The sequence below is a fragment of the Streptococcus sp. 27098_8_74 genome (assembly GCF_041431705.1).
In the GTDB taxonomy this organism is placed as follows: Bacteria; Bacillota; Bacilli; order Lactobacillales; family Streptococcaceae; genus Streptococcus; species Streptococcus salivarius_E.
The window spans coordinates 52,435-68,078 of record NZ_JAPVYF010000014.1; the positions used below are offsets into that span (position 1 = coordinate 52,435).

Consider the following 15,644-nt stretch of genomic DNA (forward strand, 5'->3'; position numbering starts at 1 on the left):
CTTTACAATAATGTAAAGGTCTTTTTTTGGAAAGGAATAACATGCAAGAACAACTCAAAGCTTTACCTATTAGTGACATCTATCCCAATCCTTTTCAACCTCGTATAGAGTTCTCTGATGAAGAATTAGCGGAGCTAAGCCAATCGATTGCAGAAAATGGACTGATACAGCCAATCATTGTCCGAAAATCGGATATTATTGGTTATGAACTAATTGCTGGGGAAAGACGTTTACGTGCCTGTAAATGTCTAGGAATGACAGAAATCCCTGCAGTTGTAAAGAAAGTTACAGATCAAGAAAGCCGTAAACAAGCTATTATTGAAAATTTACAACGATCGAATCTCAATCCCATTGAAGAAGCAAAGGCCTATCGTAGTTTAATTAATGAGCTAGCTTATAATCACGAGGAACTGGCGAAAGCTATGGGAAAATCCAGACCCTATATCAGTAACTCTCTCAGACTCCTCCAACTTCCCCAAGAGATACAGACGAGTATCGAAAATGGCAAATTGAGTCAAGGACATGCTAGAGCACTTTTAGCTATTGAGGATACAAAAAAGCAATTAACTATCTATCATCAGGTCCTTACTGAAAAATGGTCCGTTCGTACTCTGGAAAAAAGACTTCAAGAACTTCCAAAAAAACAAAAATCAAAAAAAGATATTCATATAAAAGATAAAGAAAAAGAACTTGAAAAATCACTTGGTCTCCCTGTTACTCTTCGTTATCACAAAAACCACTCTGGATCTATTCAGATCCACTTTTCGACAGAAGAAGATTTTAACAGAATTATCAACAAGCTTATTTGACCTGTGAATTGAGTAGCAAAAAGAAACAAACTTATCCACATCATAAAACGGTGGCCCTCCCTTTATTTAAGAGGGTTTCTTTTTTTATTCACAACTTGTGGATAACTCTTGTGCACAATGTTAATTGTCTTTTTTTGCTTGTGGACAACTCAAGGAACTTTTATCTCCGGACCTGTGGAAAACTTTTTTGTTTTATGATAGAATCAGAGAACAAGAATAAAGAAGGAGAATTGATGGAATGACCGAAAAAGAGCATTTTTTTTGGAATAAGCTCTTAGAGCTGGCCAAAGAGGAACTAACACAAGCCACTTTTGATTATTATGTCCTGGATACCAAGCTCATCAAAGTTCAAAATAACGTTGCTACAATTCTGCTTGAAGAAGTCAAAAAGCTATTCTGGGAAAAGAATATGCAATCTTTCATTTTGATGGCTGGTTTTGAAGCCTATAATAGTGAAATCAAAGTTGAGTACGTCTTTGACGAAGCACTCTTAAACGAGGCAAATTCAACTGTAACAAACAATGACTTTGGCAATAAAAAGGAACAGCAAACACCTGCTCTTCCTACATTGGACTCTGACTTAAATAGTAAGTACACCTTTGATAATTTTATTCAGGGGGATGAAAACCGTTGGTCAGTTGCTGCATCTTTAGCTGTAGCTGATTCACCAGGAGCTACGTATAACCCTCTATTTATTTATGGAGGACCTGGTCTCGGAAAAACTCACTTACTCAATGCCATTGGTAACAAGGTCTTACATGATAATCCTCAAGCACGTATCAAATACATTACTGCAGAGAATTTCATTAATGAATTTGTTGTCCATATCCGTTTAGATAAAATGGATGAACTAAAACTTAAATACCGTCATCTGGACGTTCTCTTAATTGATGATATTCAATCTTTGGCTAAAAAATCAACGCAAGCCACTCAAGAGGAATTTTTCAATACTTTCAATGTCCTTCACAATAATAATAAACAAATTGTCCTGACCAGCGACCGTAATCCAGATCAATTGAACGAAATGGAAGAGCGTCTTGTCACGCGCTTCAAATGGGGGTTAACCGTCAATATCACACCACCTGACTTTGAAACGCGAGTGGCCATTCTTACTAATAAGATTATGGACTATGATTATCATTTTCCTCCTGAAACAATTGAGTATTTAGCTGGCCAATTTGATTCAAATGTCCGTGACTTAGAAGGAGCCTTAAAAGATATTAGCTTAGTTGCCAATGTTCGCCAGTTAGATACTATCACAGTTGAAGTAGCTGCTGAAGCCATTCGCGCACGTAAAATGGATGGTCCTAAGTTAACTCTTATTCCGATTGAGGATATCCAAACTGAGGTAGGAAAATTTTATAATGTCACTGTAAAAGAGATCAAGGCAACTAAACGAACACAAAATATTGTCTTGGCACGTCAGGTAGCCATGTATCTTGCGCGTGAAATGACTGATAACTCTCTTCCGAAAATTGGAAAAGAATTTGGAGGAAGAGACCACTCAACTGTCTTACATGCATACAATAAAATCAAAAATATGATTGCTCAAGATGACAGTTTACGCATTGAAATTGATAGCATCAAAAACAAGATAAAATGATACTTGTGGATAACTATTAAAAATTATCCAAACTTTTCCACAGGCTGTGCACAAGTTTAAAGCCTTGATAAAACTATGTTTTGTAGACTTATGCACAGTGTCCACAAGACCTACTACTACTACTAAAATAATACTACTAAAATAAAGGAGCATCATGATTCAATTTGCGATTAATAAAGCTTATTTCTTACAAGCACTTCATACAACTCGCCGTGCTATTTCTTCTAAAAATGCTATCCCAATTCTATCAACGATTAAAATCGAAGTTACAAGTGATGGTATCTATTTGACAGGATCAAATGGGCAAATCTCAATTGAAAATAGTATCTCAGTTTCAGAAGAAAATGCAGGCCTCTTAATTACACAGTCAGGTAGTATCCTTTTGGAAGCAAACTTTTTCATTAATGTTGTCTCAAGCTTGCCTGATGTTACCCTTACTTTTGAAGAAATCGAACAATACCAAGTTTTACTGAAGAGTGGTAAATCAGAAATTACCTTAAAAGGGAAAGATGTTGAACAATATCCCCGTATTCAGGAAGTTGATAGCTTGACGCCATTACTAATGGACACAAAAGTGTTAAAATCTATCATTGCTGAAACTTCATTCGCAGCAAGCACACAAGAAAGTCGTCCAATTTTAACCGGTGTTCACTTCGTTCTTTCAAATCATAAAGATCTCAAAGCTGTAGCAACTGACTCTCACCGTATGAGCCAACGCCAACTTGTTTTGGAGCATTCTGCAGATAACTTTGATGTTGTAATCCCAAGTCGCTCACTTAAAGAATTATCGGCAGTCTTTAGCGATGATATTGAAAACTTAGAGGTTTTCTTCTCAGCAAATCAAATTCTATTCCGTAGTGAAACAATTTCTTTCTATACACGTCTACTTGAAGGAAATTATCCAGACACGAATCGTCTCTTGTCTGATTCATTTGAAACAGAAGTTGTTTTTGAGACTGCTAGCCTTCGTTCTGCTATGGAACGTTCATATTTGATTTCTAATGCTAGTCAAAGTGGTACCGTTAAACTCGAAATCATTAATGGTAGTGTCAGTGCCCATGTTAATTCGCCAGAAGTCGGAAAGGTGAATGAGGACATTGACGTGCAAGATGTTTCAGGTAGAGATTTGGTCATTAGTTTCAATCCAACCTACCTAATAGATGCTTTGAAAGCTCTTAAGAGTGAGACTGTCCGTGTACGTTTCATTTCACCAGTACGTCCATTTACATTGACGCCAGCAGATGACAGTGAGAATTTTATTCAATTGATTACACCTGTAAGAACAAACTAAAATCGAAAAAGTTATCCACTGTGGATAACTTTTTTACTAGAAAGGGAATTTATGTACCAAATTGGAAGTTTAGTTGAAATGAAAAAACCACATGCTTGTACTATCAAAGCAACAGGAAAAAAAGCTAATGAATGGGAAGTAATACGTCTTGGAGCTGACATTAAGATTCGTTGTACGAATTGTGATCATGTGGTCATGATGAGTCGTCATGATTTCGAGAAGAAACTTAAGAAGGTTTTGTAACAGGTGTTGGAGAGACTATATAACAAGAGTTTTATGTTAAGAAAATTACTTCACTAGCAATATAAAGACTTTCTAAAGTCCCTAATCATCTTCTTTATAGCATTCTTTGCCTTGCTTTCCTTTTTATGATTCTCAAAGGGAAGTTGCCTATTTTTAACAATTTTTGTGTTATAATTAACTGAATTACTTTTTTATGGAGAAATAAATTAATGGCTTTAACAGCAGGTATCGTCGGTTTGCCAAACGTTGGTAAATCAACTCTTTTCAATGCAATTACAAAAGCGGGTGCGGAAGCTGCTAACTATCCTTTCGCGACAATTGATCCAAACGTAGGTATGGTTGAGGTACCAGATGAGCGTTTGACGAAACTGACTGAACTTATTACCCCTAAAAAGACAGTTCCAACTACATTTGAGTTCACAGATATTGCGGGTATCGTAAAAGGAGCATCAAAGGGTGAAGGTCTTGGAAATAAGTTCTTGGCGAACATTCGTGAAGTAGATGCGATTGTCCATGTGGTTCGTTCTTTCGATGATGAAAACGTTATGCGTGAACAAGGGCGTGAGGATGCCTTTGTAGATCCGATGGCTGATATTGATACAATCAATCTAGAATTGATTTTGGCTGACCTTGAATCAATTAACAAACGTTATGCGCGTGTCGAAAAAATTGCGCGTACACAAAAAGATAAATATTCTGTAGCAGAGTTTAACATTCTTCAAAAGATTAAACCCGTTCTAGAAGATGGTAAGTCTGCACGTACGATTGATTTTACTGAGGAAGAGCAAAAAATTGTTAAGGGACTCTTCCTCTTGACAACAAAACCAGTACTTTATGTGGCTAATGTTGATGAAGACCAAGTCGCAAATCCTGATGATATTGATTATGTCAAACAAATTCGCGAGTTTGCAGCGACTGAAAATGCAGAAGTAGTTGTTATCTCAGCACGTGTTGAGGAAGAAATTTCTGAATTGGATGATGAAGATAAGGAGATGTTCCTAGAAGACCTTGGTTTGACAGAATCAGGAGTTGATAAACTGACACGCGCAGCCTATCACTTGCTTGGTCTTGGAACTTACTTCACTGCTGGTGAAAAAGAGGTGCGTGCTTGGACCTTTAAACGCGGTATCAAGGCACCACAGGCAGCCGGAATTATCCACTCTGACTTCGAGAAAGGCTTTATCCGTGCCGTAACCATGTCTTACGATGATCTCATTAAATATGGTTCTGAGAAAGCTGTTAAGGAAGCTGGTCGCCTTCGTGAAGAAGGAAAAGAATATGTTGTCCAAGATGGCGACATCATGGAATTCCGTTTCAACGTTTAGAAAATAAAAAATAGTGCACAAGGCTGAAAAGTATTTTTCAGTCCTTTTGCTGTTTATCAAAGAGGAGAAATAATGACAAAATTAGTAGTTGGCTTGGGAAATCCTGGTTCAAAATACCATGAGACACGTCACAATGTTGGTTTTATGGCTATTGACCTAATGGCTAAGGAACTGGGATTAACTTTTTCTGAAGAAAGGACCTTTAAGGCTGAAGTGGCTTCGACCTTTTTAAATGGTGAGAAGGTTTATTTTGTGAAACCAACAACCTTTATGAATCTATCTGGCCTAGCTGTTAGAGCATTACTAGCTTATTACAATATTCCCATGGAGGATTTTATCGTCATTTACGATGACTTAGATATGGAAGTTGGGAAATTGCGCTTTCGTCAAAAAGGTTCAGCGGGTGGTCATAATGGTATTAAATCTATCATTGCTGAAACTGGCACTCAAGAATTTGACCGTATAAAAATTGGTATTGGCCGTCCACAGAAAGGAATGACGGTCGTTAATCATGTCCTTGGAAAATTTAGTGAAGATGACTATGCCACAATTTTACTGACTTTAGACAAGGTAGAGACAGCCCTCAATCATTATCTGAAAACCAATGATTTCGAAGATACTATGAGGCGTTATAATGGCTAATACTCTATTAGATCTTTTTGAGAAGAATTATCAATTGCTTGAGTGGCGTGATAAAGTAACCCTATTGAGTAGGCAGTTGGTCATGGGATTTTCTGGTTCCAGCAAGGCAGTTGTCATGGCATCCGCTCTTTCTGAGCAAGTTCCTAAGATTTTAATCGTTACTTCAACACAAAATGAAGCTGAGCAACTGACAGGAGATTTGTCAGCTATCTTAGGAGAGGATAAGGTTTATTCTTTTTTTGCAGATGATGTAGTAGCTGCAGAGTTTATCTTCGCTTCTCCAGAAAAGACCCATTCTCGTCTTGAAAGTCTAAATTTTTTAATGGATAAAGAGGCCAGTGGGGTTTTGGTCACGAGTTTAGTTGGTACTAAGTTACATTTGCCTAACCCTAAGGTTTATAAAGACTCTCGCATTGACTTAACACTAGGGGAGGAACATGATTTAGAGGCTCTCAGTAAGCATCTGACTCATATTGGATACCAAAGAGTAGAACAGGTTCTCTCACCTGGTGAGTTTAGTCGGAGGGGCGATATTTTAGATATTTATGAACTGACTTCAGAGCTCCCCTACCGTTTAGAATTTTTTGGAGACGAGATTGATGGCATTCGTCAGTTTGATAGCGATAGTCAGAAATCTTTAGACAATTTAGAGCATGTTATCGTATCACCAGCAGATGATATTATCTTAACAAGAGAGGATTACCAGCGTGCTGAGAAGGCCCTAGAAAGTGCGGTCTCGAAGGCAGAAGGTCCTCATAAGGCTTACCTTGAGGAAGTTCTGTCGGTTACGATTGATGGATACCGTCATAAAGATTTACGTAAGTTTTTGTCTCTCTTTTATGATAAGGCTTATACCTTATTTGACTACCTTCCCAAAGGAACTCCTGTATTCATTGATGATTTTCAAAAGATAGTGGACCGCCATGGACGTCTTGAATTGGAGGTGGCTAATCTTTTAACTGAGGATCTTCACCAAGGCAAGTCTCTGAGTCATCTAAATTACTTAGTGGATTCATTTAAGACTTTACGTAATTATCAGCCAGCTGGTTTCTTTTCGAATTTTCATAAGGGTTTGGGAAATCTTAAATTTGATAAGTTGTATCAATTCACGCAATACCCTATGCAGGAGTTCTTTAACCAGTTTCCACTTCTAGTTGATGAAATACATCGCTATACCAAGAATAAGGCTACAGTTATTTTACAAGTGGGGTCTGAAAAGCAACTCAAATCTTTGAAGGAAACCTTGGAAGAATATGATTTAGATTTACCACTTAGTAGTTTTGGAGATTTGATTCCTTATAAGCCTCAATTAGTTCTAGGAAACTTATCCAATGGTTTTTACTTTGCTGATGAAAAGCTTGTTCTGGTCACTGAACGTGAGATTTTCCATAAAAAAGTAAAACGTCGTGCGCGTGCCAGTCACGTTTCCAATGCTGAGCGTCTAAAAGATTACAATGAGCTTGAAAAAGGTGATTATGTTGTACACCAGACTCATGGTATCGGACAATTTAAAGGTATTGAGACTATTGAGATTAAAGGGGTGCATCGTGACTACTTGACCATCCAATATCAGGATGCTGCAACAATTTCTCTACCTGTTGAGCAGATTGAGAGTCTCTCTAAGTATGTGTCAGCGGACGGAAAAGAGCCTAAAATTAATAAACTCAATGATGGGCGTTTCCAAAAGACTAAACAAAAAGTAAGTAAGCAAGTAGAGGATATTGCTGATGATCTCTTAAACCTTTACGCTGAGCGTAGTCAGCTTAAAGGTTTTGCTTTTTCACCAGATGATGATAATCAAAGAGATTTCGAAGATGATTTCGCCTATGCTGAGACAGAGGATCAATTGCGTTCTATCAAGGAAATTAAGGCAGACATGGAGTCAGACAAACCCATGGATCGTCTCTTGGTTGGTGATGTTGGTTTTGGTAAGACAGAGGTAGCTATGCGTGCCGCCTTCAAGGCAGTCAATGATGGAAAGCAAGTTGCTATCTTAGTTCCTACAACGGTTCTTGCCCATCAGCACTATTTGAATTTTAAAGAGCGTTTTGAAAATCATGCCGTTGAAGTAGATGAACTCAGTCGTTTTAGAAGTAAAAAAGAGCAGAATGAGACTATTGAAAATCTAGCTAAAGGGCGTATTGATATTATTATTGGTACTCACCGCCTACTGTCTAAAGATGTTAAGTTTTCTGACTTAGGCTTGCTAGTAATTGATGAAGAACAACGTTTTGGCGTGAAGCATAAAGAGAAACTTAAGGAGTTGAAAGCTAAGGTTGATGTCCTTACTCTAACTGCGACACCTATTCCTCGTACGCTTCATATGTCTATGTTAGGTATTCGTGATTTGTCGATTATTGAGACAGCACCTACCAACCGTTATCCAGTTCAAACTTATGTTATGGAAACCAATCCTGGTCTTATTCGAGAAGCGATATTAAGAGAGATGGATCGAGGTGGTCAGATTTTTTATGTTTATAATCGTGTTGAAACCATTGATCAAAAAGTTTCTGAATTACATGAGCTAGTCCCTGAAGCACGTATCGGATTTGTTCATGGTCAGATGAGTGAGGTTATGTTGGAGAATACCCTCTTGGATTTCTTGAATGGTGATTACGATGTATTGGTAGCAACAACCATTATCGAGACAGGGATTGATATCTCCAACGTTAATACTCTCTTCATTGAGAATGCAGATCATATGGGCTTATCTACCCTTTATCAGTTGAGAGGTCGTGTGGGACGTAGTAATCGAATTGCTTACGCCTATCTCATGTATCGTCCTGACAAAGTGTTGACGGAAGTCTCTGAGAAGCGATTGGATGCTATTAAGGGCTTTACAGAACTGGGATCAGGTTTCAAAATTGCCATGCGTGATTTATCAATTCGTGGTGCAGGGAATATTCTTGGCGCTTCTCAAAGTGGTTTCATCGACTCAGTCGGATTCGAAATGTACTCGCAACTCTTGGAAGAGGCTATCAATAAACGTCAAGGTAAAACTCAAGTTCGACGTAAAGGAAATGCAGAGTTCAATCTTCAGATTGATGCTTACCTCCCTTCTGACTATATTTCTGACGAGCGCCAAAAAATTGAAATTTATAAGCGTATTCGAGAAATTGAGAATCAGAAAGATTATCAAGACCTTCAAGATGAGCTTATTGACCGCTTTGGAGAATATCCAGACCAAGTTGCCTATCTCATTGAGATTGGTCTGGTTAAGGCCTATTTGGATGCTGCCTTTGCAGAATTAGTTGAGCGTAAGAACGATACTATCACTGTTCGTTTCGAAAAAGCCTCTCTCAAATTCTTCTTGACTCAAGATTATTTCGAAGCTATCTCTAAAACGCATTTAAAAGCAAAAATCAGTGATAACCAGGGGAAAGTAGAGATTACTTTTGATGTTCGTAACAGGAAAGACTATGAAATTCTTGAAGAATTAAAGATTTTTGGACAGACATTTATGGAAATCAAAGAACGTAAAGAAAAAAAAGAAGCTTAAGGAAAGTTTAAGTAAGTCTCTCTATACTATAAAACATCCTAAAACTTTTCTTTTTCATAAATCTCCTGAGAGGGTCGACTAGTGTCGATCCTCTTATTTTTGTATTGAAAAGGCTTTAGTCCCCTATTTTCTAAAAAAAAATGCTATCATAGAAGAGATATCCTAACGAAAAGGAAACAGTAACATTGAGATTAGACAAATATTTAAAAGTATCACGAATTATCAAACGCCGTCCAGTGGCTAAAGAAGTGGCTGATAAAGGGCGTATAAAAGTAAATGGTGTACTCGCTAAGTCATCTACAGATTTAAAAATTGGTGACCAAGTGGAAGTTCGTTTTGGAAATAAACTCTTGACTGTCCGTGTTCTAGAAATGAAAGATAGTACGAAAAAAGAAGATGCGGCAAAAATGTACGAGATTATAAGTGAAACAAGGATTGAAGCAGATGAGCAAGAAGCCTAATATTGTACAGCTTACGAATGATTACATTGATAGTGCCAATCAAGAGCAACGATTAGAGCGTGCCGAACACGAACAAAGGAATCGCTTTATGGGGTGGATTCTCTTTGTGGTTGTTTTACTCTTTATCTTGCCAACCTACAATCTGGTTGAGACCTATATGAACATCAAACAGCAAGAGAAGGAAGTCTTGTCGCTTCAGAAAGACTATGATAAATTGTCAGATCAGACAAAGGAACGAAAGGATTTGGCTAAGAAACTTAAGGATGATGCTTTCGCCGAGAAATATGCGCGTGCTAAGTACTATTATTCACGTGAAGGAGAGTCTATCTATCCTGTACCAAGCTTATTACCCTAATGAAAGATTTACTTAAAACTGTAGAAACTTTTTTAACCTATTCAGAAGCCAAGTTAGAGGAACTATCAGCAAAAAATCAGCAACTTAAAACGGAATTACCGAGGAAAGAGGAGGTGAAGAAGCAAGCATGAAAAAGCTCTTAATAGCTGCAACTGTTGTGCTTGTATCTTCTAGCCCCCTGGTCCTACTTCCTATGGAGAAGGAGCTAACTCTGACCCCAAAACAGGTCCAAAAATTGACTCAAAATACTACAGCTAGTTTGACTCAATTTAAACAGATTCCTAAAAATCCAAGAACGATAACAACTATCCTAACTTATAAGAACAAGGATTTAACAGAATTTAAAACCAGTATCCAAGCGGATACCAAACTATCGATTTCTGCTATTTTTTGGAATGCTAAAGGTGAACCTGTTTTCCAACTTCAAGATGGTGGTTATGTAGCCGCTAGTCAGAAATCAATTGTGGATGATAGTATCTATAATCAAAAACCAGTAGATATGACCTTCTGGGCTAAAGATGGTTTAACGGTATACAAAGAACCTTACGTGTTAGGAACCGAAAAAGCTGACTCTAAACTCGCTAGTTTCAAACCTATTAAGGTTAGCCAAGTAGCTCAGACGCATGCAGGGACCTACTATTTGGTAGACGGAGAGGGGTGGATTAACGCTTCTGATTTATCAACGACTGATAATCGCATCGAGTCTGTTCAAAAAGTCCTTAATGAGAAGTATAACAATCAAGAGCGCATTTCAGTTTATGTTAAACAGCTTGATACGAACCGAGTAGCTGCTATCAATGACGAAAAAAGCATGTATGCAGCTAGCGTAGCGAAGCTTGGTCTACTCTACTATGCACAGGAACGTCTGTCTCAAGAGAAATTAGCATTATCAGATGAGTATCAATATACCTCTGCTGTGAATGGATTTCCAGGTGCTTATGATCCAGATGGTTCTGGAAAGATTAGTAAGATGCCTGATGATAAAAATTATAGCTTAGAAAATCTGTTGAAGGCTGTAGCCCAAAACTCAGATAATGTAGCGACAAATATATTAGGTTATTATGTAGCCAATCAGTATGATAAAGCCTTCCAAAAATCAGTAGATAAAGCCGCAGCGACCTCGTGGAATATGGATAAAAAGGAGTTGACTGCTAGAGCCGCAGGTACTTTGATGGAGGCTGTTTATAGACAAAATGGAGATATTATCAATTATCTTTCAAGCACGGACTATGATGGCGAACGTATTTCCAAAAACATTGATGTTCCCGTCGCTCATAAAATTGGTGATGCCTACGACTTTAAACATGACGTCGCTATTGTTTATGCAGATTCTCCCTTTATTCTGTCGATTTTTACGGATAAAGAAGGCTATGACAAAATCACCTCAATTGCAGATGATGTTTATGGAATTTTGAAATAATGACACAAAAATTGTTGCAAATGATGCAAGCCAAGGGTTATTTTAACCGGCACAAGAAAATTTTAGTAGCAGTATCAGGTGGAGCAGACTCTATGAGTTTGCTGCACTTTTTGTATAACCATCAAAAAGATTTGGATATTCAGTTGGGGATTGCTCACGTTAATCATAAACAACGACAAGAGTCGGAGCATGAAGAAGCGTATTTACGTCATTGGGCAGAGGAACACAAGGTCCCTTTTCACTATAGTGCATTCTCAGGAAAGTTTTCAGAAAATGCTGCCCGTACCTTTCGCTATGAGTTTTTTAAGCAGGTCATGAAAGATTATGATTACTCTGCTCTTGTAACAGCCCATCATGCAGATGATCAGTCAGAGACAATTTTTATGAGACTGTTGAGAGGAAGTCGTTTAAGACACCTGACAGGAATTTCAGCTATCAGACCATTTGGCACTGGTCAGATTATTCGTCCCTTTTTGCATCTTACGAAAGCTCAGCTTCCCGTAACTTTCCATTTTGAAGATAGGAGTAATACTTCACTAGCCTACCTTCGGAATCGCATCAGACTGTCCTATCTTCCTACTTTATCTCAGGAAAATCCTAAAATTAAGGAGCACCTTTGTCTTTTAGCCGAGGAGATTGGTCTTATGGAGCAAGCTCTAGGAGAGTTAACAAAGGATATTAGTATCACTGATTTATCTGTTTTTCAGCAACAGTCAGATGCTGTCCAGCTCTTTCTTCTTCAGAATTATTTAGACTCCTTTCCTGATTTACAGCTTTCTAAAGGCCAATTTAATCAATTGATAAGTTATCTAAGAAAAAATGGTTCAGGGAAGATACCCCTAAAAAATGGTTATGAACTAGTAAAAACACAGACATATTTCTTGATAAGGAAAGAAGCGTCTATTTCTTTATCGCCTCCTTGTCTCTTAGAATTTGGAAAATCTGTTGAGTTTGAGGATTATACCTTGACTTTTTCAGAATTCAATGACGTTTCTAACACAGATGCTATTAGTATTTGGTCAGATGCCCCAATAGTGATTCGTCATAGAAAAGAAGGCGATAAGATTGACCTTGGTAGTCACCATAAAAAATTAAGACGACTGTTTATAGACAATAAGATTTTAGAGAAGGATCGTCAAAAAGCCATTGTAGGAGAACAAGATGGTCATATTATTTTTCTTTATGTTGCTGGGCGTCTCTATTTGAAAAAAAGACCTGAAAATGCTATACTTTATGGCACTGTAGTCATTTATAAGAATTTCTAATCAAATACCATGTTCAAATAACGATGATTGAAGTAAAAGTGGTATAATAACAGAATATTGACTTCGAGAAAGGGAACCCAAATGTTAGAAAAAGACATTAAAAAAGTCCTCTTTTCCCAAGAGGATATCGTAGCTAAAACTAAAGAACTAGGACAACAACTGACAGAGGATTATGCGGGGAAAAATCCTCTTCTAGTCTGTGTTTTGAAAGGTGCTGTTCCATTTATGGCAGAACTTATCAAACATATTGATACCCATATTGAGATGGACTTTATGGTCGTTTCAAGTTATGGTGGCGGAACTGTCAGCAGTGGTGAAGTAAAGATTCTTAAAGATGTTGACACTAATGTTGAAGGACGAGACATCATCTTTATTGAAGATATCATTGATACAGGTCGTACGCTCCTTTATCTTCGAGATATGTTCAAGTACCGTAAAGCCAATTCAGTCAAAATCGCAACTCTTTTTGATAAACCAGAGGGTCGTGTTGTTGATATTGAGGCAGATTACGTATGTTATGATGTCCCTAATGAATTTATCGTTGGTTTCGGACTAGACTATGATGAAAAATACCGTAACCTCCCTTATGTCGGTGTCCTAAAAGAAGAAATTTATACAAAATAAGTAAAGGTCTAATTAATTTATGAATAATAAAAATAATAATGGCTTCTTACGGAACGCTTTTCTCTACATCATAGTTATTATTGCGGTTGTAACCGGAGTACAATACTTTGCAGGAGGAAGCCAAAGCCCAAGTCAACAATTGTCTTACACACAGTTGGTTAAGAAAATTGAAGATGGTAAGGTAAAATCTATCACTTATCAGCCAGACGGTAGTATCATTGAAGTTAAAGGTAGCTACAAAAAGGCTGAGAAGGTTGATACTGACCTTAGTCTACCATTTTTAGGTGGTGCATCATCAGAGACACGTAGCTTTACGTCAACTGTGCTTCAGAATGAAACAACCATGCAGGCATTGCAATCAGCATCAGAAGCAGCTGATGTTAATGTTAAAATGATACGTGAAAGTTCAAGTGGTGCTTGGATTTCATATCTTTTTAGTTACCTACCTTTGATTGGGATTGCTATTTTCTTCCTTTTCATGATGAATCAAGGCGGTAACCGCGGTGCAATGAATTTTGGCCGCAACCGTGCTAAGACTCAATCAAAAGAGAATATTAAAGTTCGTTTCACAGATGTGGCTGGTGCTGAAGAAGAAAAAGAAGAACTTGTAGAAGTCGTAGATTTCCTCAAAAATCCACGTAAATATAAAGCACTTGGTGCACGTATCCCTAAGGGTGTTCTCCTTGAAGGCCCTCCAGGGACAGGTAAAACTCTGCTTGCTAAAGCTGTTGCTGGTGAAGCAGATGTTCCTTTCTTTAGTATCTCAGGTTCTGATTTCGTAGAGATGTTTGTCGGTGTCGGAGCAAGTCGTGTTCGTAGTCTTTTTGAAGACGCAAAAAAGGCCGAACGTGCTATTATCTTTATTGATGAAATCGATGCGGTTGGCCGTCGTCGTGGTACTGGAATGGGCGGCGGTAACGACGAACGTGAACAAACCCTTAACCAACTGTTGATAGAAATGGATGGTTTTGATGGAAATGAGAATATCATTGTCATTGCTGCAACCAACCGTAGTGATGTTCTTGATCCAGCCCTCCTACGTCCAGGCCGTTTTGACCGTAAAGTTCTTGTTGGTCGCCCAGATGTAAAAGGCCGAGAGGCTATCTTGAAAGTCCATGCCAAGAATAAACCATTGGCTGAAGATGTTGACCTTAAAGTTGTTGCTCAACAAACTCCAGGTTTTGTTGGAGCAGACTTGGAGAATGTCTTGAATGAAGCAGCTCTAGTTGCTGCACGACGTAGTAAGACTAGAATTGATGCTAGTGATATCGACGAAGCAGAGGATCGTGTTATTGCTGGACCATCTAAGAAAGACCGCCAAGTTTCAGAACACGAACGTAAAGTTGTGGCTTACCATGAAGCGGGTCATACAATTGTTGGTTTAACACTTTCTAGCGCTCGTGATGTTCACAAGGTTACTATTGTTCCACGAGGTCGCGCAGGTGGTTATATGATTTCTCTACCAAAAGAGGATCAGATGTTGTCATCTAAAGATGAGCTAAAAGAACAATTGGCAGGTCTTATGGGTGGACGTGTTGCAGAAGAAATTATTTTCAACGTTCAAACATCAGGTGCTTCAAATGACTTTGAGCAAGCGACACAGTTGGCACGTGCAATGGTTACTGAATATGGTATGAGCGAAAAACTTGGACCAGTCCAATATGAAGGTAATCATGCGATGAATCCAGGACAATTTACTACAGATAAGTCTTACTCAGCTCATACAGCTCAACTTATTGACGAAGAAATTCGATCACTTTTAGTTGAGGCACACGATAAAGCGGCTGAAATTATCAATGCAAACCGAGAAACACATGCTCTCATTGCAGAAGCTTTGCTTAAGTATGAAACACTTGATGCTGCACAAATCAAGTCAATTTATGAGACTGGTAAGATGCCGGTGGATTCTCTTGGAGACTCAGAAGAAGATAACCATGCCCTATCTTACGATGAAGTCAAAGAAAGAATTGAAAATAAAAATAAAGATGAAGAAGAGTAAGGAGTTCTACTCTTCTTTTTTTTAAGTAAAATCGAGAGAAAAAATACCATTTAAAAGCATTATAAAAAAAGAAAATTAAAATCACTGCAAGTTATTGACAAGACAAGC

Annotated in this window: 14 protein-coding genes; all 14 read left to right on the plus strand. The window is 38.0% G+C overall.

All coding sequences use genetic code 11. The annotated features are described in order from the left end of the window. The first annotated feature begins 41 nt into the window (after positions 1-41). The 14 genes from O3670_RS07000 (at position 42) to ftsH (ending at position 15,536) form a co-directional block, all read left to right on the plus strand. Positions 42-809 carry a ParB/RepB/Spo0J family partition protein gene (locus tag O3670_RS07000; protein WP_270334870.1) on the plus strand — a complete coding sequence of 256 codons (768 nt, stop codon included), beginning with the start codon at positions 42-44 and terminating at the stop codon, positions 807-809. A 238-nt stretch (positions 810-1,047) separates the two neighbouring features. Continuing rightward, positions 1,048-2,412, plus strand: a complete 1,365-nt coding sequence (gene dnaA, locus O3670_RS07005) for a chromosomal replication initiator protein DnaA (protein ID WP_048676427.1) — start codon at positions 1,048-1,050, stop codon at positions 2,410-2,412. Positions 2,413-2,566: 154 nt separating this feature from the next. After that, positions 2,567-3,703: a DNA polymerase III subunit beta gene (dnaN, locus tag O3670_RS07010; RefSeq protein WP_371595930.1), complete on the plus strand. Its 1,137-nt coding sequence runs from the start codon at positions 2,567-2,569 to the stop codon at positions 3,701-3,703. Positions 3,704-3,754: 51 nt separating this feature from the next. Next, a complete protein-coding gene (locus O3670_RS07015; RefSeq protein WP_037599384.1) occupies positions 3,755-3,946 on the plus strand; it encodes a DUF951 domain-containing protein in 192 nt (63 codons plus the stop codon). Positions 3,947-4,155: 209 nt separating this feature from the next. Further along, complete coding sequence (gene ychF, locus O3670_RS07020) at positions 4,156-5,271, plus strand: redox-regulated ATPase YchF (RefSeq protein WP_073686056.1); 1,116 nt, start codon at positions 4,156-4,158, stop codon at positions 5,269-5,271. 72 nt (positions 5,272-5,343) lie between these two features. Next, complete coding sequence (pth, locus tag O3670_RS07025; RefSeq protein ID WP_037597255.1) at positions 5,344-5,913, plus strand: aminoacyl-tRNA hydrolase; 570 nt, start codon at positions 5,344-5,346, stop codon at positions 5,911-5,913. Further along, entirely contained in the window at positions 5,906-9,412 is a 3,507-nt protein-coding gene (gene mfd, locus O3670_RS07030; RefSeq protein WP_155123919.1) for a transcription-repair coupling factor, read from the plus strand. Before pth ends, mfd begins: the two co-directional genes overlap by 8 nt. A 185-nt stretch (positions 9,413-9,597) precedes the next feature. Beyond that, complete coding sequence (locus O3670_RS07035; RefSeq protein ID WP_002883975.1) at positions 9,598-9,873, plus strand: RNA-binding S4 domain-containing protein; 276 nt, start codon at positions 9,598-9,600, stop codon at positions 9,871-9,873. Continuing rightward, positions 9,857-10,228 (plus strand): FtsB family cell division protein, encoded by a 372-nt coding sequence (locus O3670_RS07040; RefSeq protein ID WP_037597264.1) that lies wholly within the window; start codon positions 9,857-9,859, stop codon positions 10,226-10,228. The genes O3670_RS07035 and O3670_RS07040 overlap by 17 nt, the downstream gene beginning before the upstream one ends. Continuing rightward, on the plus strand, positions 10,228-10,359 hold the full coding sequence (locus O3670_RS07045) for an SP_0009 family protein (RefSeq protein ID WP_060972108.1): 132 nt from the start codon (positions 10,228-10,230) through the stop codon (positions 10,357-10,359). Before O3670_RS07040 ends, O3670_RS07045 begins: the two co-directional genes overlap by 1 nt. Beyond that, positions 10,356-11,648 (plus strand): serine hydrolase, encoded by a 1,293-nt coding sequence (locus tag O3670_RS07050; RefSeq protein ID WP_073686058.1) that lies wholly within the window; start codon positions 10,356-10,358, stop codon positions 11,646-11,648. Before O3670_RS07045 ends, O3670_RS07050 begins: the two co-directional genes overlap by 4 nt. Further along, complete coding sequence (tilS, locus tag O3670_RS07055) at positions 11,648-12,913, plus strand: tRNA lysidine(34) synthetase TilS (RefSeq protein ID WP_371482165.1); 1,266 nt, start codon at positions 11,648-11,650, stop codon at positions 12,911-12,913. The genes O3670_RS07050 and tilS overlap by 1 nt, the downstream gene beginning before the upstream one ends. Before the next feature lie 81 nt (positions 12,914-12,994). Continuing rightward, positions 12,995-13,537 carry a hypoxanthine phosphoribosyltransferase gene (gene hpt / locus O3670_RS07060; RefSeq protein ID WP_002883962.1) on the plus strand — a complete coding sequence of 181 codons (543 nt, stop codon included), beginning with the start codon at positions 12,995-12,997 and terminating at the stop codon, positions 13,535-13,537. Between the two features lie 19 nt (positions 13,538-13,556). Next, positions 13,557-15,536, plus strand: a complete 1,980-nt coding sequence (ftsH, locus tag O3670_RS07065; protein ID WP_073686060.1) for an ATP-dependent zinc metalloprotease FtsH — start codon at positions 13,557-13,559, stop codon at positions 15,534-15,536. The last annotated feature ends 108 nt before the right edge of the window (positions 15,537-15,644 follow it).

Bases quoted from the DNA above. Each gene is read 5' to 3' on its own strand.
- O3670_RS07000 (WP_270334870.1), top strand. From the start codon at position 42: ATGCAAGAACAACTCAAAGCTTTACCTATTAGTGACATCTATCCCAAT.
- dnaA (WP_048676427.1), top strand. From the start codon at position 1,048: ATGACCGAAAAAGAGCATTTTTTTTGGAATAAGCTCTTAGAGCTGGCC.
- dnaN (WP_371595930.1), top strand. From the start codon at position 2,567: ATGATTCAATTTGCGATTAATAAAGCTTATTTCTTACAAGCACTTCAT.
- O3670_RS07015 (WP_037599384.1), top strand. From the start codon at position 3,755: ATGTACCAAATTGGAAGTTTAGTTGAAATGAAAAAACCACATGCTTGT.
- ychF (WP_073686056.1), top strand. From the start codon at position 4,156: ATGGCTTTAACAGCAGGTATCGTCGGTTTGCCAAACGTTGGTAAATCA.
- pth (WP_037597255.1), top strand. From the start codon at position 5,344: ATGACAAAATTAGTAGTTGGCTTGGGAAATCCTGGTTCAAAATACCAT.
- mfd (WP_155123919.1), top strand. From the start codon at position 5,906: ATGGCTAATACTCTATTAGATCTTTTTGAGAAGAATTATCAATTGCTT.
- O3670_RS07040 (WP_037597264.1), top strand. From the start codon at position 9,857: ATGAGCAAGAAGCCTAATATTGTACAGCTTACGAATGATTACATTGAT.
- O3670_RS07045 (WP_060972108.1), top strand. From the start codon at position 10,228: ATGAAAGATTTACTTAAAACTGTAGAAACTTTTTTAACCTATTCAGAA.
- O3670_RS07050 (WP_073686058.1), top strand. From the start codon at position 10,356: ATGAAAAAGCTCTTAATAGCTGCAACTGTTGTGCTTGTATCTTCTAGC.
- tilS (WP_371482165.1), top strand. From the start codon at position 11,648: ATGACACAAAAATTGTTGCAAATGATGCAAGCCAAGGGTTATTTTAAC.
- hpt (WP_002883962.1), top strand. From the start codon at position 12,995: ATGTTAGAAAAAGACATTAAAAAAGTCCTCTTTTCCCAAGAGGATATC.
- ftsH (WP_073686060.1), top strand. From the start codon at position 13,557: ATGAATAATAAAAATAATAATGGCTTCTTACGGAACGCTTTTCTCTAC.